The organism is Paenibacillus silagei (genome assembly GCF_017874735.1).
Classification (GTDB): Bacteria; Bacillota; Bacilli; order Paenibacillales; family Paenibacillaceae; genus Paenibacillus_AQ; species Paenibacillus_AQ silagei.
In genome coordinates, this window is record NZ_JAGGLV010000039.1 from 1 (window position 1) to 19,703 (window position 19,703).

Consider the following 19,703-nt stretch of genomic DNA (forward strand, 5'->3'; position numbering starts at 1 on the left):
TCCAGCCTCATTTAGAATGGATGCGACGGATGCCACCCACTTATTTTCATTCCTGGGGGTGACAAGGCCTCTGTCTTGTCATGCCTGTTTTTCGCCTACATTTGGCCCATGGAACTCGATACAGCACAATTTGTTCGGTTTTTCACCTGCATTTGGCCACATGCATCCGCGCCAGCCCAATGTGTTCGGTTTTTCGCATACAATAAAAATAGCTGCGGCGCACTTCCGGAGAAGTGCTGCCGCAGCTATTTAAATTAACCGTATTCCTACACCGCCGTAAACTGGCTGTTGTACAAGCGGGCGTAGTAGCCTCCGCTCTCCAGCAGCCCGTCATGCGTTCCACTCTCCACGATATCTCCATCCTTCATGAACAGGATGAGGTCCGCCTCGCGGATCGTGGACAGCCGGTGGGCAATGACGAAGCTGGTCCGCCCGGTGATCATCGCCAGGAAGGCCTTCTGTATCCGCGCCTCTGTCAGCGTATCAATGCTGCTGGTCGCCTCATCCAGAATGAGCATCGGCGGATCAACCAGCATGACGCGGGCAATGGTGAGGAGCTGCTTCTGGCCCTGGGAGAGATTATCTCCCGAGGTGCTGATCCTGGTGTCATAGCCTTCGGGGAGGCGCTTGATGAAGCTGTGCGCATTCGCGGCCTTGGCGGCCGCAATCACCTCTGCTTCGGAGGCCTCCGGCTTGCCGTAAGCAATGTTGTCGCGGATGGAAGCCCCGTACAGCCAGGTCTCCTGCAGCACCATGCCGAAATTGCGCCGCAGACTGTCGCGGGTGATGGAGGTAATATCTACTCCGTCAATCCGGATCGTTCCGCTGTCCACTTCATAGAAGCGCATCAGAAGGTTGACCAGCGTGGTCTTGCCCGCCCCGGTCTGGCCGACAATCGCCACGCGTGTGCCCGGCTTCACCTCCAGGCTGAAGTCCTTAATCAGCGGGCGCTCCGGTGTATAAGCGAAGCTTACCTTGTCGAAGGTGATCGTCCCCCGGCTGTTCTCCATCACATACGCATCCGGCTGGTCCGGCGCTTCCTGCGGGAGATCCAGAATGGTGAAGATCCGCTGCGCCGAAGCTGTGGCGGACTGCAGCTGTGTGATCACGCCGGTTATCTCATTGAACGGCTTCGCGAACAGACTGGAATAGATCAGGAAGCTGGACAGATCCCCTACGGAGAACAGGTCTCCGATAACAAGCACACTTCCGATCATCGCAATCAGCGAGAAGGTGATATTATTAACCAGCCGCGTAGTCGGGTTCGAGAGCGAGCCATAGAACTGCGATTTCGTCCCTGTCTTGTACAGCTCATTATTCCGCTCCGCAAAGCCTGCAAAGGAGCGGTCCTCGTAATGATAAGCCTGCACCACCTTCTGCCCGCCGACGATTTCCTCAACATAGCCGTTCAGCCCCCCGAGAATCTTGGCCTGCTCACGGAACAGCTGCTGGGAGCGCATCGTAATGAAGCGGGCAACGAAGAAGGTTGCCGGGGCAGACAGCAGCACCACCAGTGTCATTATCGGGCTGATGTAGAGCATCAGCCCGATGGCCCCGGCAATGGTTACGATCCCCGTCAACAGCGTAGAGAAGCCCTGCAGCAGTCCGTCAGAGACGGCATCCATGTCGTTCACGAACCGGCTGATGCTGTCGCCCTGGGGATGGTTATCATGGAACTTCAGCGGCAGGGCGTCCAGCTTGTCAAACAGCTCGCGGCGCAGGTCATAGACCGTGCGGAACGCCAGCTTATTCGTATAATAAGTGAGCAGCCAGCCGAAGAAGCTGCCGACCAGATATACACTGCCCAGAATCAGCAGCAGGCGCAGAATTTCCGGGAACTCCACCCGGTCCGGTCCGATCATATGGTCGATGGCGCGGCCAATCAGGAGCGGCCCGATCAGGCTGGCAACCACGCTCAGGATGGCGCAGAAGATAGCTCCATACGTTATTTTCCGGTACTCACGGGTATATTGAAACAGACGTTTCCAGGTCATTGTACTGGTCATTGTAAAGCCTCCTCACTTGAGAGCTGTGACATGCAGATTTCCTGATAGACTGCGCAGCTCTCCAGCAGTTCTTCATGCGTACCGATTCCGGCGATCCGGCCTTCATCGAAGACGATAATCTGATCAGCCTGCCTTACTGTGCTCACCCGCTGGGATACAAGCAGTACGGTCATATCTGTACTGTTCTTGCTTAGTGCGCGGCGCAGTGCCGCATCCGTAGCGAAGTCCAGCGCACTGGAGGAATCATCCAGGATGAGAATCGGCGGACGTCCGACGACAGCGCGGGCAATGGTCAGGCGCTGCTTTTGGCCACCGGACAGGTTATGCCCGCCGCGTGCCACCAGCGTATCCAGCCCTTCCGGCAGCCGGGTGATGAACTCCTCTGCCTGGGCAACCGCCGCTGCAGCCATGATCTCGTCCCGGGTAGCAGACGCCTTCCCCCAGCGGATATTCTCAGCAATCGTGCCGGTGAACAGCACCGCCTTCTGCGGCACGATGCCTATTCTGCTGCGCAGCTGCTCCAGGCGGTAGTCCCGTACGTTTACACCCTCGACCCTAACCTCCCCTTCCACAGCGTCGTAGAAGCGCGGAATCAGATTCACGAAGGTGCTCTTGCCCGAGCCGGTACTGCCGATTAATCCTACCGTCTGCCCCTTGAGGATATTTACAGAGATATTTTCCAGGGCCAGCTCACCGGTCGTGTTATAGCCGAAAGAGACATTGCGGAAGGAAATCACCGGCGCTGCTCCGTCCCGCTTCGCAGCAGGTGCATGAGCAGGCACTTCAACAACCGAAGCTGTCATCGCCAGCACCTCATTGATGCGATTCGCAGACGACGAGGCCTTGGTGAACAGAATGACCAGATTGGAGACTACGATCAGGGCCAGCAGGATCTGGGTTACATAGTTAATGAATGCAATAATCTCACCCTGCGACAGACTCCCGGCTTCAATATGAAGGCCGCCTGCCCATAGAATGGCAATAATCGCCGCGTTCACTACCAGTGTCGTCATCGGTCCCAGCCAAGCAGAGATCCGTCCGACACGGATGGCCGTCTGCGTCAGATCCTCAGAGGCTTCATTGAAGCGCTGCTTCTCGCGGCGGCTCTCGGCGAAGGCCCGGATCACCCGGATGCCTGAGAGATTCTCGCTGAGCACCAGCGCCAGACGGTCCAGCTTCGCCTGATATTCGCGGTACATTGGCGAGCTGCGCGTAATAATGAAGTACAGAATGACTCCGAATACCGGAGTAGCGGCAATCAGGATCAGCGACAGACGGAAATCCAGAATCATCGCCATAATAATAGCCCCGATACAGATGAATGGCGCACGGATGACCAGCCGGATGAGCATAGCTACTGCCACCTGCAGCTGGTTAACGTCGTTAGTGATCCGGTTGATCAGCGAAGGCGTGCCGATGACATCCAGCTCGGCATACGACAGCGAAGAGATGTGCTTGAACATTTTGTTGCGCAGCGTGGTGCCGAACCCCTGTGAGGCCCGCGCCGCATAATATTGACATACCATGGAGCAGGCGAAGCCCAGAATAGCCATCAGCACCATCAGGGACCCCATCCGGTAGACGTAGCTGCTATCCTGCTTGCCAATTCCGTTGTTGATGATCAGGGCTACGATCGTTGGCAGCAGCAGCTCGAGAATCGCCTCCAGCAGCTTGAAAATCGGCCCAATTGTCACTTCTTTCTTGTACGGTTTTAAGAATACTGCAATTTTGTGCACATTCATCCTCACCTAACTTAGCGTAGTATGTAATCCTTCTTGAAAAAAATAAAAGACCCGTTATGATTATGTCATACCCGCTTACATATTCATAATATTGGTTTCGTATCCATCCCATATGGATAACGTATGTCATAACCCTTACAAATGGAGGCTCAACCATGGATATCCGCCAATTAAAGTATTTCCTGGCGATTGCCGAGGAAGGACAAATTACATCCGCAGCCAGGAAGCTGCAGATGGCCCAGCCCCCGCTCAGCCAGCAGCTCAAGCTGCTGGAGGAGGAGCTCGGAGTCAAGCTGGTGGAGCGCGGACCGCGCAGCATCCAGCTGACGGATGCCGGAATCATTCTGCGTAACCGGGCCCAGCAGATTCTGGAGTTAACGGACTCCACCGCCCGGGAGATCAGCGACTATGCCAAAGGACTGAAGGGGAGCCTTACCATTGGAACGGTCTCTTCATCAGGCGCTACCCTGCTGCACGAGCCGCTGGCAGCGTTTCATAAGCGCTATTCGGGCGTAACCTTTGAGATTCATGAAGGCAATACGTTCATGATTATCGACTTGTTGAACAAGGGCATTGTTGAGGTGGGCATTATCCGCACCCCGTTCAACACCAGCAATCTGGAATGCCTGTATTTCCATTCGGAGCCGATGATCGCGGTGATGGCCGCTGATTATGACTGGGCCCCTAGCCAGAGTGCTGCTCAGCTTGGCGAGCTGCAGGACAAACCGCTGATTATCTACCGCCGCTTCGAGCAGCTCATCCGCGAGACCTGCCTGGAGCACGGCTTCGAGCCGCAGATCTTCTGTATGAATGATGATGCGCGGACCACGCTGCTCTGGGCCAATGCGGGACTCGGGATCGGAATTGTACCCAAGTCGGCGTTTGAGCTGGCCAATCACAGCAACCTGATCTACAAAGAGATCCTTTGCGAGACCCTGCGCACCCGCGTGGCCGCCGTATGGATGAAGGATAAATATTTGTCGTCCCTGGCTACCAAGTTCATCGAGACCTTCAAGTCACTGTGAATACGTTCAGGCCCTTCCCTTCTGGAGGATGTCCATTATCTGTGCCGGTCATCCTGCCGTAGGACGCTTTCCATATATGCACTAAATAATCCCACAAAACATATAAATTCTTTCCAAAAAGACCCCGCGCCGGCCTAAGCAGCCAGTCGCGGGGTCTTTTAATCAGTCAAGGTCAACAGCCCGGCGGCAGCGCCGGTGTTAGACCATGATTTTACAAATATCGTTCGTGAACTGCACCGGATCATTAACCTGCAGTCCTTCGATCAGCAGCGCCTGGTTATACAAGAGGTTGGTGTACAGTCCCAGCTTCTCCTTGTCGCCTTCGGCAGCCGCTTTCAGAGACTTGAAGACATCATGGTGAATGTTGATTTCCAGCACCTTGTCCGCTTGCACATCCTGGCCGCCGTTAGGCATGGCCTTGAGGATTTTCTCCATCTCGATTGTCAGCTCGCCTTCGGTGGACAGGCAGACCGGATGGGATTTCAGCCGCTTGGAGGCTTTGACCGCCTTCACTTTGCCGGACAGAATGCCCTGCATGGCTTCGAACAATCCCTTGTTCTCATTCTCTTCCTCTTCGGATGGCTTATCCTCGGCACTCTCTTCAATCCCCAAGTCGCCGCTGGAGACATTTCTGAACTCCTTCTCCTTATAAGCCATGATCATCTTGATTGCGAATTCATCGATATCATCGGTGAAGTAGAGAATCTCATAGCCCTTGTCCAGCACCATTTCGGTCTGCGGCAGCTTCTCAATGCGCTCTACCGATTCACCCGAAGCGTAGTAGATATATTTCTGGTCTTCCGGCATTCTCTCTACATATTCAGCCAGCGTGACCAGCTTCTTCTCCTTGGAGGAGTGGAACATCAGGAGGTCCTGCAGTGTTTCTTTTTCCATACCGTAGTCGTTATAGACCCCGAACTTCAGCTGTCTGCCAAAAGACTTGTAGAACGTCTCATACTGCTCGCGCTCATCCTTCAGCAGGCTCAGGAGCTGGCTCTTGATCTTGCTCTTAATGTTCTTAGCAATCATCGTCAGCTGGCGGTCATGCTGCAGCATCTCACGGGAGATATTGAGCGACAGATCCTCGGAATCGACCATCCCCTTGACGAAGCTGAAGTAATCCGGCAGCAGATCGGCGCATTTGTTCATAATCAGCACGCCGTTGGAGTAGAGCTCCAGGCCTTTTTCATATTCCTTGGTATAGTAGTCAAACGGAGTATTCTCCGGAATGAACAGAATCGCGTTGTAGACCACTGCGCCGTCCGCACTGATGTGAATGTGCTTCAGCGGCTTGTCGAACCCGTAACGCTTCTCTGCATAGAAGTTGTTGTAATCTTCTTCGGTCAGCTCTTTCTTGTTCTTGCGCCAGATCGGCACCATGCTGTTGACCGTCTGCTCTTCGGTGACATCGATGAATTCATTCTCAGCATCTTCCTTAGGCTGTTTGCTGGTAATGTCCATCTTGATCGGGAAGCGGATAAAGTCCGAATACTTCTTGATGATTGATTTCAGACGGTATTCTTCCAGGAATTCGTCGTAGTTATCGTCCTCGGTGTTCTCTTTGATCTTCAGCGTAATTTCGGTACCGACCGTATCCTTCTCACAAGGCTCAATCGTGTAGCCGTCCGCACCCTGGGATTCCCATTTGAACGCCTGCTCGCTGCCCAGCGCCTTACTGATTACGGTCACATCGTCAGCCACCATGAATGCGGAATAGAATCCGACCCCGAATTGTCCGATGATATTGTGTCCGTCCTTGGCTTCATTATCCTTCTTAAAAGCAAACGAGCCGCTGTTCGCGATAATCCCCAGATTGTTCTCCAGCTCTTCCTGCGTCATCCCGATGCCGGTGTCGGCAATGGTTAACGTGCGGCTATCCTTGTTGGCGCTTACTTTAATGTAGTAGTCCTCTTTATTGAACACCAGACTATCATCGGCCAGTGCCTTGTAATAGATTTTATCGATGGCATCACTTGCATTGGAGATCAGCTCCCGCAGAAAAATCTCGCGCTGCGTATAAATGGAGTTAATCATCATTTCCAGCAGTCTTTTGGATTCAGCTTTAAACTCTTTTTTAGCCATGAATAAATAAATCTCCTTTCAAAAGTAACCTTCGGATTGCGGAGCATCGTTTAGCACTCCACTCACTTGAGTGCTAACACTCCCTTTTATATACCATATTCTAGTTTTTGATGTCAACATCTTGCCGCCTAGGAAGCCCACAAAAAAAGAAATGCATTCTATTTTAGTCCATGTTAGCATTCGGGTTGTACTTCATTTGACCACTTAACCACAGAAAGGATAATGATTAATGATGAACATTCAGCTCGAAAGCATTCCGGCAACACGTATAGCTTATGTACGGCAGACAGGCCCCTACGGCCCCGGCAACGCTCAGGCGATGGAACAATTGAAGCAGTGGGCGCGGGAACAAGGCTTGCTTCAAGGCTCGGCGGTGCTGTTCGGCATTCCGCAGGACAACCCTGCAACTACAAAGCCGGAGCTTTGCCGATATGATGCCTGCATCAGCCTGACTGAGAATCCTCCCGAAGAGGCCTCAGTACCTTACGGCGAGCTTCCCGGCGGAGCCTACGCAGTGGTAACCCTCCAGCATACGGCTGAAGCTGTCGGTCAGGCATGGGCCGAGATTCTCCCGGCGTTGTCACACAGCGGCCATAAGCTTGATCCCGGGCGGCCGGTTATGGAGAGATACACGGAAGACATGGTCAGCAGGCATCTTTGTGAGCTTTGTTTTCCTGTATTTGAATAAGGGCAGGAAGGCGCTTTGAAAAGCGGAAGTCCCGAAATCCATGATATAGCTACTTGGGACAGCCTTTATTTTGGAGCAGGATCAGTGTGAGCGCTTGGGGTGGACGCGGGCGGTGCTCCGCCCATCTCTCACCAATTTAGAGCGTCTTCTCTCACCGACCGCTTGCTTGGGTAGCAGCATTGTTGCACATTTTGCAGGATTTCTCTAAAAATGTTACTGGCTATTGTACATTGTTGCATCAATTGCAGGAATTCCGGTGCTTGGAGCAAGTTAGCGTTGGCTTTGTTGCATTTTATGCAGGATTTCAGCATCAGTCGTTTCTATTGGGCCGTATTACTGCACATTTTGCAGGATTTCTCTACAATGTTACGGACTGCGGAGCATTAGGCCCATCCCAAATCACAGCAGCACCGATTGTGTTCGGATTTTCGCCTACATTTGGTCCCCGCACCTCCGCACTGCCCAATGTGTTCGGATTTCCGCATACATTTGGTCCCCGCACCTCCGCACTGCCCAATTTGTTCGGATTTCCGCCTACATTTGGACCTCACGCCTCGCGCCTGCCCAATGTATTCGGTTTTTCACCTACATTTGGACCGGGCGCCTCCTCACTGCCCAAAGTGTTCGGTTTTTCGCTTACATCCTGGACTCACATTTAAGCATGCGGCGTACGGAGCATTCCAATAGCATCTATACCCCGTTCTATCGCGCTACTTATTCACAATAGACGGATTTGTTGATTCCTTAACAACGAACAAGAGCACTGCCGCGCCCTTCTTGAGGGTGGCCGGCAGTGCTCTTCTATATAATACGTTACTTTTACAGCGCAACAGTCTTCGCCTTGGCATCCTCAAGCAGCATCTGAATCAGCGACTGGAGCGGCAGGGACTTCCACTTCTTCGGATGCAGCAGCAGTTGCAGATCGAAATGAATCTCCGGGTGGGCAAAAGACAGCTCGGACAGGTTCCCCCGCTCGATCTCCTCCTCCGCCACAATCCGCGGCAGCAGCGCTATGCCCAGGCCATTGCGCACACATCGCTTAATCGCCTCCAGATTCGACAGCTCAAAACCAATCCGAAACACGATCCCGTGGTCCCGGAGCAGGTTCTCGAACAGGCTGCGGTAAATGCAGCTCTCCTCTGAGACAATCAGCTCGCAGTTGTTCAGATCCTGGAGGGTCACCTGCTCCAGCCGGGCCAGCGGATGGCTGGCTGGTGCCACAAGGACAAGCGGCTCATCGCGGATAATCGTTCGCGTAAGCGCGCTATCCACCGTGCTGCGGTCCAGCAGAAGACCGATATCAACCTCTCCGTCCCTGATTTTAGAGATCAGATTGGCCTCCTGCTCAGTCTGCAAATGAATATTCAGACCAGGGAACATCGTCCGCAGCTGCTGCAGGAACGGCGGCAAATAGAAGGCTGCAAGTGAATCAATCGTTCCAATCGTAAGCGTTCCGCCGATCTGCTGGGCGATCGTTTCCTTAGAGCGGTCATAGAGATCCAGAATCTCCACGAATAGCTTAAGCAGCTCCTCTCCCGGCGGTGTCAGGCGCAAGGCGCGGCCATGCCGTTCGATAAGCGGCACGCCGTATTCCTTCTCAATCTTCTGTATCTGCGTCGTGACGCTGGACTGTGCATAGCCCAGCTCTTCAGCCGCACGCGTGAAGCTCTGCCGCTTGGCCACTTCGCGGAAGGTCCGCATATACGTTAAATCCATCGTCTCACCCTAACATCAATATTATTGATAACCCACATCATTTATTATAGCTAACAACGATGCAATAATCCATGGTACAGTAGAACAAACGGATTTTACATTTTTGGAGGACGATATTCATGTTAACAGAAGAACAGATTTATGGAATTTATGTTCCCGTGGTCACCCCGTTCCATGCTGCTGGTGAGCTTGATCTGGAATCGTATCAGCGTTATGTGAGCAACATCATCAAGAACAATATTCATGGTCTGGTCGTCAATGGAACCACTGGAGAATCGCCGACAGTCAATATACAGGAATTACAGTCTCTCGTAGATACCTCACGGGAACTTCTGAAGTCCAGCTCTATCCCGCTCGTGGTGGGCACAGGTACAAATGATACCTACTCTACCGTGGCCCGTACTGAGCTGGCGGCGAACGCAGGTGCCGATGCCGCCCTGGTGGTTGTCCCTTATTACAGCCGTCCGTCCCAGGAAGGCATCATCGCTCATTTCCGCAAGGCGGCAGAGGTGGGTCTGCCCATTATGGCTTACGATATCCCGGGCCGCACTGGAGTCGGCATGACGCTGGACACCGCCCGTACGATCCTGGAGATGAACAATGTCGTAGGGTTAAAAGACTGCTCCGGCTCCCCCCTGCTCGTTTCCGAGCTGTCCAAGAGCGGCAGCAAGCCCGTGCTCTGCGGCGACGATCTGCATTTCTTCGACATGCTGGGCTACGGGGCCGCCGGAGGTATGCTGGCCTCAGCCAATGTACATACAGGCCGCTTCCTAAGCATCTACGAGCAGTACAGAGCCGGTCAGATTGAGGCTGCACAGGCTGCGTATGATCAGCTAGTGCCGCTGATGAAGCTGCTGTTCAAGGAGTCCAACCCGGCCCCGATCAAATGGCTGCTCAGCGAACTCGGAGAGCTCTCCTCAGACACGCTCCGCTTGCCAATGACTTCCATTAGCACCGCGCTGCGCGAGGAGCTGGGCGCCTACCTTGCAGAGGAAGCTGTCAGCGGCAGACAAGAAGCGATATAACCGTTAAGAGGCCATGGAGCAGACAAACACCCGCCATTTTCAGTGAGATACTGAGAATGGCGGGTGTTTTTTGTTAAAATATAAGAATTTAGTTTCACGCTATAAATGATCCTTGTATTTCTCGCTGAAACGGTACCGTCCTTTAAAAGGACGGCGAAGCCGTTTCCACTTGGATAAGGTCAAGCATTACTGCACGTTACAAAATCGAATTACGAGCGGCCCGCTTTAGCCGCTGGACGGCTGGACGGACGTCCGCTCTGACCGCCAGGTCTGCTGCCCGAAGGGTTTGAACGGCCGTATGAACCGCTGGACGATTTCTGGCTCTGGCTGCCGGCTGGACGCCCGTTGGCATTAGCCTGGCCCCCCGAAGCACCTCTCGCTCCACCGCCAGCATAACTGCTGCCCGATGCGCTTCTAGCTCCACTGCCTGCTTGACCGCTTCCAGAAGCGCCTTTAGCGCCACCTGTGTTGCCGCCGCTCTGCTGTTTGCCTTGCGCGAACCATTCCGACTTCGGCTTGCGGGGCGGATTCGTCTTGGCTTTCTGCGACGGTTTGACCGGCGCTTTGCCGGGACGGTCTGCCAGCAATGCCAGATTGCTCTTAGACATCGGATACGCATGCTCCTTGATCTCCGGAATCGTCTTGCCAATCAGCTTCTGGATATCCTTCAGATACGGAATTTCCTCCGCTTCGCATAGCGAGATGGCGATGCCGCTCATCCCCGCACGGCCGGTCCGGCCAATACGGTGAACATAGGTTTCCGGGATATTCGGCAGGTTGAAGTTGATGACATGGGACAGCTCATCAATATCAATTCCGCGCGCAGCGATGTCTGTAGCTACCAGTACGCGTGTCGCTCCGCTCTTGAAATTTCTCAGCGCATTCTGGCGCTCATTCTGTGATTTGTTCCCGTGAATGGCCTGTGCTGTAATATTAATGCGGGTTAAATCCCGGGTTACCCGGTCCGCGCCGCGTTTGGTGCGTGTGAATACCAGTGCCGATACAATCGACGGGTCCTGCAGCAGACGGTTCAGCTGATTCTGCTTATTTCCGTTCTCCAGCAGATAGATCGACTGCTCAATTCTGTCTACCGTGGAGGATACCGGAGTAATTTCGATTTTCACCGGATTGACAAGCAGTGTCTTTACCAGCTGCGAAATCTCCGCAGGCATAGTGGCTGAGAAGAACAACGTCTGCATCTTGAGCGGCATCTTGGCGATAATCCGCTTCACATCATGAATGAAGCCCATGTCCAGCATGCGGTCCGCTTCATCCAGCACGAGAATCTGCACATGCTGCAGATCCACACGCTTTTGGCTGATCAGGTCGATTAGACGGCCCGGAGTAGCAATCAGAATGTCGGCACCGATTGCAAGCGCCCGCTCCTGTGCCTTCTGTGATACTCCACCGACAATGGCTGTCGAACGGATGGTTGTGAACTTGCTGTAAGCCTGAATGTTCTCTTGAATTTGCAGCGCCAGCTCACGGGTAGGCGTAAGAATCAGGGAACGGATGCGCTTGCCTCCGCCGGTTCTGCCCGGCTGCTGGCTCAGCAGCTGAATAATCGGCAACGAGAAGGCCGCCGTTTTACCGGTACCTGTCTGTGCACAGCCCAGGATGTCTCTGCCGGCTAATGCCGCAGGAATAGACTCTTCCTGGATCGGGGTCGGGGATGTATAGTTTTCCAGGCTAAGCGCCTTAAGAATCGGGGGGATCAGGTTCAAATCGTTAAATGTCATTTTATCTCCTTCATTGTGCATACATATATTGGTGAATCCTTAATTCCATTACTGTATATTCCTTTTGCGGCGTCTCCACATAGCGCTCAGCAAAGTCATAACACATAATGATAACACATAAAAGCGAATATGAAAACTTTCATTTCTTTCTTTTCAAAAAAATCTACAATAAAAAAAGCAGAGGAAGGGTCCCCTGCTCTTGTCTTACCTATTATAAAATACTAGTCTAGGATTTCAGCGGTATCGCCATTATTGGCACCCGCAGCGTTAGCTTCATCGGTATCGATGTGCATGTCCAGCTTGAAGCTGTCGGATACGCGTGCAATCACGTTCTCCAGCACCAGGCCGCGTTCGCCGCCCAGACGTACCTTCAGGAGCTGCTTATCGGCAATACCCCAAGCTTCTGCTTCGGAAGTATGGAAGTGGATGTGGCGCGCTGCTACAATAACACCAGTCTCCAGCTCAACTTCACCGGCAGGTCCTTTAATCGTAATTCCTGGTGTTCCTTCAATATTGCCGGATTCACGGACAGGTGCCTTCACGCCGAGGCTGAAGGAGTCTGTGCGGGATACTTCCAGCTGCGAAGCCGGACGGGCAGGTCCGAGGATTCTTACTTTGTCGAACTTCCCTTTCGAACCAATGACAGCCACTTGCTCATTCGCTGCGAATTGTCCGGGTTGGGACAGCGGTTTGAACTCGGTCAATTGATAACCTGGGCCAAACAATGCTTCTACGTGCTCCTGCGTAAGGTGAATATGCCGGGCCGACACACCTACGGGTACAGTCTTGCTCATTTTTAAGTCACTCCTTGTATTTTCTCTAGTATCTGTACAAGCCACTGAACATTATACCTCTAATTACCTGAAAATAAAAAGACCCGCATCACAATGCGAGGCTTTTTTCCGGGCATATTACGATTCTGTGAATGCTTCATCCTGGTTTTTCCAATTCATAGTCACTTCCTGGTGAGAAAAGAGGGTTAACCTCCGGAAGAAGGCAGCTGCTCCCTCAAGAACCCCAGCGCATTCTCATACAGCCAGCCCCGTACATCAGCTTCGGGATAGTATTTCAGCAGCATCTCGGCGAACTCCGCATATTGCCCCGGATGCTCCAGCCCTTCTACCCACGCTTCAATTCCGTCAAAATCCGAGCCGAACATCAGCTGTCCGCTCCCGCCAAGACCACAGACATGCTCAATATGCCTCAGCATATCCTCCCTCCGGGCTGCTCCTTCATCCCGCACGAACCAGGGGACAAAGGTAAGCCCGATTCGCCCGTCCTTGGCAATCAGTGCCTTCAGCTGCTCATCACTCAGGTTGCGGGGATGACTGCAGACCGCTGCGCAATTTGAATGCGAAGCAATGAAGGGACGGGTACTGAGCTCCAGCAGCTCCCAGAAGCCTGCCGGAGCCAAATGCGACACATCCAGCAGCATGCCGCTCCCGTTGCACCAGTCGATCAGCTTCCGGCCATGCTCAGTGAAACCGCCGTTCCGCCGCTCCAGCACACCGTCCGCCGCCCAGTTGGCATAGTTCCAGGTAATCCCCAGGCAACGCACACCCAGCTCGAAGCATAACTGGGCATAGAACAGATTGCCCTCCAGACCGTCCACGCCCTCCAGAGAGAGCATTCCATAGGCTGGTGCAGTGAAGCTGCCTTCCTGCGCTTCTTCCTTCCACCTCAGCCACTGCAGCCCTCCAGGACCGGTAACCTTTTGATGGAAGCACTCGATTTGCCCCAGAATATCCTCGAACTTTGCCCTTCCGCGCACCGCAGACAAATAGATGGCAAAAACCTGCAGTCCGACATTTCCCTCTGTCAGCCGCTCTGCGGTCACATCCAGCCGGGGATCATTCTTGAAGTCTATCCCTGGATTCGCCCGCAGCTTACTCAGAGCATCACAATGAAAATCCGCCACCTTCAGCCTCCTGTTTCCCACCATAGGTCAGCTCTCCTTCTTTCTTCACCTGAATATCCAAATGAACCGTTGACAGCCCAGCGTCTATTTCATGTATATGCACCTAACTGAAGCGGCAGTCAGCACAGCAAAAAGCCTGTTTACAATGTAAACAGGCCTAATCTAAATGATTCACTTGAGTTATCTAGGTTCTACAATAAGTTTGATTGCCGTCCGGTCTTCCCCATCAATCACTATATCCGTAAAAGCCGGAATACAGATCAAGTCCACTCCGCTAGGTGCGACAAATCCCCGGGCGATGGCAACGGCCTTCACGGCCTGGTTCAGTGCTCCTGCTCCAATAGCTTGTAGCTCGGCCGATCCACGTTCGCGAAGAACACCTGCTAATGCGCCAGCAACGGAATTTGGATTGGATTTAGCTGATACTTTTAATACATCCATAGTAAGTACCTCCCCTGGGAAAATGATGGTGTTCTTCTTCCACTACAGTAGATGTTATTCGCTTCAGAAGAATTAATTCCTTCTTTTTGCGGACCTCTCCGGAGAAAATAGTTCAAAAGATACTCTTTTTCGATATAATAAATATCACACTTCACCCAAAACAAAATGAGTATTACCGAATTACCTATTTGCAAGTAGAAACGGCATTGCCGTCCTTAGCTCATCACCCATTCATCCTCACGCAGCCGGATCTTCTCCAGTCGTGTCGCTCTGCCTGTAGCTTCATCAAGTTCTGCGAATAGACCATGCAGCTGCCATTTGCCTTCGTCGACTACAAACCGGGAGGGAAGCTGAGTTGTAAATTTATAGATGATCGCATCCTTTTCCATACCCAGAATCCCTTCTCTTGAACCAACCATACCCGCATCTGTAAGATACGCTGTACCTCCAGGCAGGATCACATCATCATTACTCTGCACATGAGTATGTGTGCCGACTACAATCGAAGCCATTCCATCCATAAAATAGCCCATCGCAATTTTCTCGGAGGTTGCTTCCGCATGGAAATCCACCAGAATGCACTTATGCTCTCTGCGCAGTTCCTCCACAATCTCCTCGCCTACCCGGAACGGGTCATCAATCGCCGGAAGAAAGGTACGGCCCTGCAGATTCACAATCGCCAGCTGCTTGCCGTTCCCCTTAACAACGGTATATCCACGGCCCGGTGTCCCCGGCGGAAAGTTAGCCGGACGGATGATCCGCGGCTCGTCGTCGATGAACTCGAAGATATCCTTGTTGTCCCAGGTGTGGTTGCCCATCGTAATACCGTGGATACCCCAGTTAAAGAATTCGTTAGCGATAGCAGCGGTGATCCCTCTGCCGGCAGCGGCATTCTCACCATTGGCAATGATGATATGCGGCTGATATTTGCTTTTCAGGGAAGGCAGCATTTCACGCAGCGCTTTTCTGCCTGTATTGCCTACAATGTCTCCGATAAATAAAACTTTAATAATCTTCTCCTCCTAAATTTTGGGTTTGTGTATGCTCTGCCAACCATAAATCGCTGCTTAAGTATAATTTCACCTATTCTGCTTCATTCCAAACGCCACGGCGTGCTGCATGAAAAAAGGCCCCGCAAGGGGGCCGATTTCCTTATTTATTTCGCATACTCTACAGCGCGTGTCTCGCGGATTACCGTAACCTTGATATGACCCGGATAATCCAGCTCACTCTCAATCATCTTCGTAATGTCGCGGGCCAGACGGAAGCTTTCGGCATCATCAATCTTCTCAGGCTGTACCATTACGCGAACCTCGCGGCCCGCCTGAATGGCATAGGATTTCTCGACACCCTCGAAGGACTCCGAGATCTCCTCCAGCTTTTCCAGACGTTTGATGTACGTTTCCAGGGTCTCACGGCGTGCACCTGGACGGGCAGCTGACAAAGCATCAGCAGCACCAACCAGCATAGCAATAACCGAGGTAGCCTCGCAATCTCCATGGTGGGACGCGATACTGTTGATAACCACCGGATGTTCCTTGTACTTCTTCGCCAGTTCGACGCCGATTTCAACATGCGAACCTTCCACTTCATGATCAAGCGCTTTGCCGATATCATGCAGCAGTCCGGCACGTTTTGCAAGCACGATGTCTTCCCCAAGCTCACCGGCCATAAGTCCAGTCAAATAAGCAACCTCCATGGAGTGCTTCAGTACGTTTTGACCGTAGCTCGTGCGGAATTTCAGGCGGCCCAGAATTTTGATCAGATCCGGGTGCAGACCATGAACGCCAACCTCGAAGGTAGCTTGTTCACCGTATTCGCGAATCCGTTCATCCACTTCTTTGCGGGATTTCTCCACCATTTCTTCAATACGTGCAGGATGGATACGTCCGTCTGCGACCAGCTTCTCCAGTGCCGTACGGGCCACTTCGCGGCGGATCGGATCAAATCCTGACAGAATAACGGCTTCCGGCGTATCATCAATAATAAGATCAATCCCGGTCAGAGTCTCCAGCGCACGGATATTGCGGCCTTCACGACCGATAATCCGGCCCTTCATCTCTTCATTCGGCAAGGTAACGACAGATACCGTAGTTTCCGCCACATGATCAGCCGCACAGCGTTGAATCGCCAAGGTGATAATCTCACGGGCTTTCTTGTCCGCTTCTTCCTTAGCTTGCTGTTCGATTTCCTTGATCATCTGAGCAGTTTCATGGCGAACTTCCTGTTCTACATTGCTGAGAATGATACTTCTGGCATCATCGATGCTCAGATTGGAGATACGTTCCAGTTCAGTAACCTGATTCTTGTAAATAACATCAATTTGCTGTTGGGTTTCATCAATTCGTTTCTCTTTGTTAGCTACTTGTTCTTCTTTTCGTTCAAGCGATTCCATTTTTTTATCCAGCGATTCTTCCTTTTGCAGCAAACGTCGCTCTTGCCGTTGGATTTCATTCCGACGTTCACGAGTTTCTTTCTCAGCTTCGGTACGGATTCTATGAACTTCGTCCTTAGCCTCAAGTACCGTTTCCTTCTTCAGCGCCTCCGCCTCTTTCTTCGCGTTCTCCACGATGACTACGGCTTCTTTCTCTGCGCTGGAAATCTTAGCTTCTGCAAGGGATTTACGAATAAAATAACCGAATCCAAAGAATGCTGCAGCTACAACGAGAACGACAATGACCCAGATCAATGTTTCCATCTGTTCACCTCCTCGTTGATATCCTCCAAGGATCTTCCCTTGGGTATTTGTGCAGTTGTTAAACTATCCGTTCATCACCATACAAAAAACCGGTAATACACCGATTGCCATACTGCACATGCTGCACATGGACATTGCCCGCCTTATCCGGCGATTACATTTCATATGAGTTGTACGCGAACCGGAACATAAGAGTCTGCTTTTTGGGAAGGAAAAAGGATTCTTAGTTTATGCCGATTCATGTTATATTTTATTATTTATAAAAAGACCTTGTCAAGAGAGTCGATAACCGTAATAAAGTCAAGAGAATCAATCCGGGAAGTAAAACTCCTCTTCTTCCCCCCCAGAATCCTGCTCATCCCGCAGAATCCCGATCACCTGGCGCACCATTTCTCCTGAGAATCCCCGGCGCATCAGGAACGCCCCTGTCTTCCGGCGTTTGTCGTTCACATCTCCCCGGATCGTATTCCATTTCTTCCGTCCGGTCTGCAGCGCGCTCTCCAGCTCCTGCTCGGGTGTGATCTCATCCAGCGCTTCCGCAATCAGCGACTTATCAATCCCTTTCTCCCGCAGCTCCTGCCGGATCCACATCTTGCCCTTACGCTGATTCACAATCCGCTGCTCCGCCCACTGCTTGGCGTACAAGGGATCATCAAGCAGACGTTCCTCCTGCAGGCGGAGCAGAACTTCGGCAATAACAGTCTCCCCTATTTCCTTCTCCCTTAAACGGCGGGCCATCTCCTGTGCGGTTCTGGGCTTGCGTTCCAGATACCTAAGCCCCTCCACATACGCCCGCTGGCGCTCGTCTGCGGCAACGATATCCTCCAGATCCGCTTTTACAAAAGCACTCCCGGTAATCATCCGGTATTTAATCATGACATCTTCATGAACAGTCATGTTGTAGTCTCCGAAATGGATTAGATAACGATAATTAGACTTCTTAAGCCGCTCTACCTTTGTAATCACCAGCTCTTGATCTGCCGGGAAATCCGCCAGCACCTGCTGCTCATCCTGTTCTTCGAATTCCTCATCCAATTGTATAACCATCCTGCCATTCACCTCGTTAAGCTGGAAATAATATAAAACGCATTGACAATTTGAACAGAAGCTTGGTCGTCGCTGCGGTGAACATTTGGCCCTCCGGCCGCTGTTGTATTTGGATTTCCTGAATTTAACCGCTTCTCGCGGAAGAAATCCAAATACAAAGGCGGACGCTATCGCTCCTACAGTTCCAAATTTCCCCTCCGCTTCTTCTGCTTTTTGCTAATCTCTTGTTTGCTTATTATAATCACTTGCGAAAAGGCACCCTGTTATATCTTCACAGGGCGCCTATCCATCTTGACTTCATTATTCAATTAGAAGTAGAGGAGTACTTAATTACTCAATCTCAAGCAGCAGCTTCTCTTCTTCCTCTTGCTCCGCAGCCACAGCCGCTTCAGATGGTGGCTCTACCAGAGTCGTGAGATTACTTGCCTCACGGATCTTGTTCTCGATCAGCAGAGCAATATCCTGATGTTCCTTCAGGAACTGCTTAGAATTCTCCCGCCCTTGACCCAGACGTTCGCCTTCATAGGAATACCAGGCACCGCTCTTGTTGACAATATCCATCTCCGTACCGATATCCACAAGGCTTCCCTCTCTGGAGATTCCTTCACCGTACATGATATCTACATCCGCTTGCTTGAACGGAGGCGCTACCTTGTTCTTCACAACCTTGATCTTCGTGCGGTTACCCACGACATCGTTACCCATCTTGATACTCTCTACCCGGCGCACATCCAGACGGACAGAGGAGTAGAACTTCAGAGCGCGCCCACCCGGAGTGGTCTCAGGGTTACCGAACATTACGCCGATCTTCTCACGAAGCTGGTTGATGAAGATCGCAATAGTGTTGGATTTGTTAATGGCACCAGACAGCTTCCGCAAGGCCTGGGACATCAGACGGGCCTGCAAACCTACGTGGGAATCACCCATGTCGCCTTCAATTTCTGCCTTCGGCACAAGTGCTGCTACAGAGTCAACTACAATGATGTCTACTGCTCCGCTGCGTACAAGCGCTTCAGCGATTTCCAGGGCCTGTTCACCCGTATCAGGCTGGGACAGCAGCAGTTCATCAATGTTAACGCCAAGCGCCTTGGCATACTTGGGATCAAGCGCATGCTCAGCATCGATGAAGGCAGCTTGTCCGCCCTGCTTCTGTACTTCAGCGATCGCATGAAGTGCAACCGTCGTCTTACCGGAAGATTCCGGTCCATATACTTCAATAATACGTCCTTTGGGAAGTCCGCCAATACCTAGTGCAATATCAAGTGCCAAAGATCCGCTAGGTACAACTTCCACTTTCATGTGAGTGGATTCTCCCAGTTTCATTACCGAACCTTTACCGAATTGTTTTTCTATTTGACGAAGCGCCATATCAAGCGCTGCACGACGATCTGACAATCAGACCACTTCCTTCACTGTTTATAGTATTATCATAACGTGTTTTGAAGGGCTTGCCAAGTCTTTTTTAGAACATACATTCGTTTTTTTTGCTCCCGGGGATAATACTCCCTTTTATTGTAAGATGTACGCCTCCTTCCGGATGCAAAACTCAGCAGGTGCTTCTCTTCCGCTTCTTACG

The 19,703-nt window shown here is 52.0% G+C and carries 17 protein-coding genes; 5 read left to right on the forward strand and 12 right to left on the reverse strand.

Translation table 11 applies throughout. The annotated features are described in order from the left end of the window. A partial coding sequence (locus J2Z70_RS31710; RefSeq protein ID WP_209879555.1) for a hypothetical protein occupies positions 1-253 on the forward strand: 253 nt, incomplete at its 5' end. 13 nt (positions 254-266) lie between these two features. Here the strand turns inward: J2Z70_RS31710 and J2Z70_RS31715 are convergent. Further along, positions 267-2,006 (reverse strand): ABC transporter ATP-binding protein, encoded by a 1,740-nt coding sequence (locus tag J2Z70_RS31715; protein WP_209879558.1) that lies wholly within the window; start codon positions 2,004-2,006, stop codon positions 267-269. Beyond that, complete coding sequence (locus J2Z70_RS31720) at positions 2,003-3,742, reverse strand: ABC transporter ATP-binding protein (RefSeq protein WP_209879561.1); 1,740 nt, start codon at positions 3,740-3,742, stop codon at positions 2,003-2,005. The genes J2Z70_RS31715 and J2Z70_RS31720 overlap by 4 nt, the downstream gene beginning before the upstream one ends. Positions 3,743-3,903: 161 nt before the next feature. Here J2Z70_RS31720 and J2Z70_RS31725 point away from each other — a divergent pair, with 161 nt between their 5' ends. Continuing rightward, the gene (locus J2Z70_RS31725; protein ID WP_209879564.1) at positions 3,904-4,773 is read left to right on the forward strand and encodes a LysR family transcriptional regulator; all 870 of its coding nucleotides are present in this window, start codon (positions 3,904-3,906) and stop codon (positions 4,771-4,773) included. 198 nt (positions 4,774-4,971) lie between these two features. On the opposite strand, the gene htpG is transcribed toward J2Z70_RS31725, so the two are convergent. After that, positions 4,972-6,855 carry a molecular chaperone HtpG gene (htpG, locus tag J2Z70_RS31730; protein WP_036724793.1) on the reverse strand — a complete coding sequence of 628 codons (1,884 nt, stop codon included), beginning with the start codon at positions 6,853-6,855 and terminating at the stop codon, positions 4,972-4,974. Positions 6,856-7,084: 229 nt separating this feature from the next. Between htpG and J2Z70_RS31735 the strand changes: the two genes are divergently transcribed. After that, the gene (locus J2Z70_RS31735; protein ID WP_342593075.1) at positions 7,085-7,543 is read left to right on the forward strand and encodes an AraC family transcriptional regulator; all 459 of its coding nucleotides are present in this window, start codon (positions 7,085-7,087) and stop codon (positions 7,541-7,543) included. Positions 7,544-7,803: 260 nt separating this feature from the next. Next, positions 7,804-8,202 carry a hypothetical protein gene (locus J2Z70_RS31740; RefSeq protein WP_209879567.1) on the forward strand — a complete coding sequence of 133 codons (399 nt, stop codon included), beginning with the start codon at positions 7,804-7,806 and terminating at the stop codon, positions 8,200-8,202. 160 nt (positions 8,203-8,362) lie between these two features. Here J2Z70_RS31740 and J2Z70_RS31745 read toward each other — a convergent pair whose 3' ends face one another. After that, positions 8,363-9,259, reverse strand: a complete 897-nt coding sequence (locus J2Z70_RS31745) for a LysR family transcriptional regulator (protein ID WP_209879570.1) — start codon at positions 9,257-9,259, stop codon at positions 8,363-8,365. Between the two features lie 119 nt (positions 9,260-9,378). Between J2Z70_RS31745 and dapA the strand changes: the two genes are divergently transcribed. Beyond that, a complete protein-coding gene (gene dapA / locus J2Z70_RS31750; RefSeq protein ID WP_209879573.1) occupies positions 9,379-10,284 on the forward strand; it encodes a 4-hydroxy-tetrahydrodipicolinate synthase in 906 nt (301 codons plus the stop codon). Between the two features lie 209 nt (positions 10,285-10,493). Here dapA and J2Z70_RS31755 read toward each other — a convergent pair whose 3' ends face one another. The 8 genes from J2Z70_RS31755 to recA form a co-directional block, all read right to left on the reverse strand. Then, on the reverse strand, positions 10,494-12,023 hold the full coding sequence (locus J2Z70_RS31755; RefSeq protein ID WP_209879576.1) for a DEAD/DEAH box helicase: 1,530 nt from the start codon (positions 12,021-12,023) through the stop codon (positions 10,494-10,496). Positions 12,024-12,244: 221 nt separating this feature from the next. Beyond that, entirely contained in the window at positions 12,245-12,817 is a 573-nt protein-coding gene (pduL, locus tag J2Z70_RS31760) for a phosphate propanoyltransferase (protein WP_036692683.1), read from the reverse strand. A 185-nt stretch (positions 12,818-13,002) separates the two neighbouring features. Continuing rightward, positions 13,003-13,965, reverse strand: a complete 963-nt coding sequence (locus J2Z70_RS31765; protein WP_209879579.1) for a dipeptidase — start codon at positions 13,963-13,965, stop codon at positions 13,003-13,005. A gap of 156 nt (positions 13,966-14,121) precedes the next feature. Continuing rightward, positions 14,122-14,382 (reverse strand): stage V sporulation protein S, encoded by a 261-nt coding sequence (locus J2Z70_RS31770; protein WP_019910496.1) that lies wholly within the window; start codon positions 14,380-14,382, stop codon positions 14,122-14,124. Between the two features lie 215 nt (positions 14,383-14,597). After that, positions 14,598-15,392 carry a TIGR00282 family metallophosphoesterase gene (locus J2Z70_RS31775; RefSeq protein WP_036724768.1) on the reverse strand — a complete coding sequence of 265 codons (795 nt, stop codon included), beginning with the start codon at positions 15,390-15,392 and terminating at the stop codon, positions 14,598-14,600. Between the two features lie 146 nt (positions 15,393-15,538). Next, on the reverse strand, positions 15,539-17,080 hold the full coding sequence (gene rny, locus J2Z70_RS31780) for a ribonuclease Y (RefSeq protein WP_209879583.1): 1,542 nt from the start codon (positions 17,078-17,080) through the stop codon (positions 15,539-15,541). Positions 17,081-17,389: 309 nt separating this feature from the next. After that, on the reverse strand, positions 17,390-18,127 hold the full coding sequence (locus J2Z70_RS31785; protein WP_209879586.1) for a regulatory protein RecX: 738 nt from the start codon (positions 18,125-18,127) through the stop codon (positions 17,390-17,392). 330 nt (positions 18,128-18,457) lie between these two features. Next, complete coding sequence (gene recA / locus J2Z70_RS31790; protein WP_036724761.1) at positions 18,458-19,522, reverse strand: recombinase RecA; 1,065 nt, start codon at positions 19,520-19,522, stop codon at positions 18,458-18,460. Between the last annotated feature and the right edge of the window lie 181 nt (positions 19,523-19,703).

Coding starts and splice junctions, on each gene's coding strand:
- J2Z70_RS31715 (WP_209879558.1), bottom strand. CDS start 2,006: ATGACCAGTACAATGACCTGGAAACGTCTGTTTCAATATACCCGTGAG.
- J2Z70_RS31725 (WP_209879564.1), top strand. CDS start 3,904: ATGGATATCCGCCAATTAAAGTATTTCCTGGCGATTGCCGAGGAAGGA.
- htpG (WP_036724793.1), bottom strand. CDS start 6,855: ATGGCTAAAAAAGAGTTTAAAGCTGAATCCAAAAGACTGCTGGAAATG.
- J2Z70_RS31735 (WP_342593075.1), top strand. CDS start 7,085: ATGATGAACATTCAGCTCGAAAGCATTCCGGCAACACGTATAGCTTAT.
- J2Z70_RS31745 (WP_209879570.1), bottom strand. CDS start 9,259: ATGGATTTAACGTATATGCGGACCTTCCGCGAAGTGGCCAAGCGGCAG.
- dapA (WP_209879573.1), top strand. CDS start 9,379: ATGTTAACAGAAGAACAGATTTATGGAATTTATGTTCCCGTGGTCACC.
- J2Z70_RS31755 (WP_209879576.1), bottom strand. CDS start 12,023: ATGACATTTAACGATTTGAACCTGATCCCCCCGATTCTTAAGGCGCTT.
- pduL (WP_036692683.1), bottom strand. CDS start 12,817: ATGAGCAAGACTGTACCCGTAGGTGTGTCGGCCCGGCATATTCACCTT.
- J2Z70_RS31765 (WP_209879579.1), bottom strand. CDS start 13,965: ATGGTGGGAAACAGGAGGCTGAAGGTGGCGGATTTTCATTGTGATGCT.
- J2Z70_RS31770 (WP_019910496.1), bottom strand. CDS start 14,382: ATGGATGTATTAAAAGTATCAGCTAAATCCAATCCAAATTCCGTTGCT.
- rny (WP_209879583.1), bottom strand. CDS start 17,080: ATGGAAACATTGATCTGGGTCATTGTCGTTCTCGTTGTAGCTGCAGCA.
- J2Z70_RS31785 (WP_209879586.1), bottom strand. CDS start 18,127: ATGGTTATACAATTGGATGAGGAATTCGAAGAACAGGATGAGCAGCAG.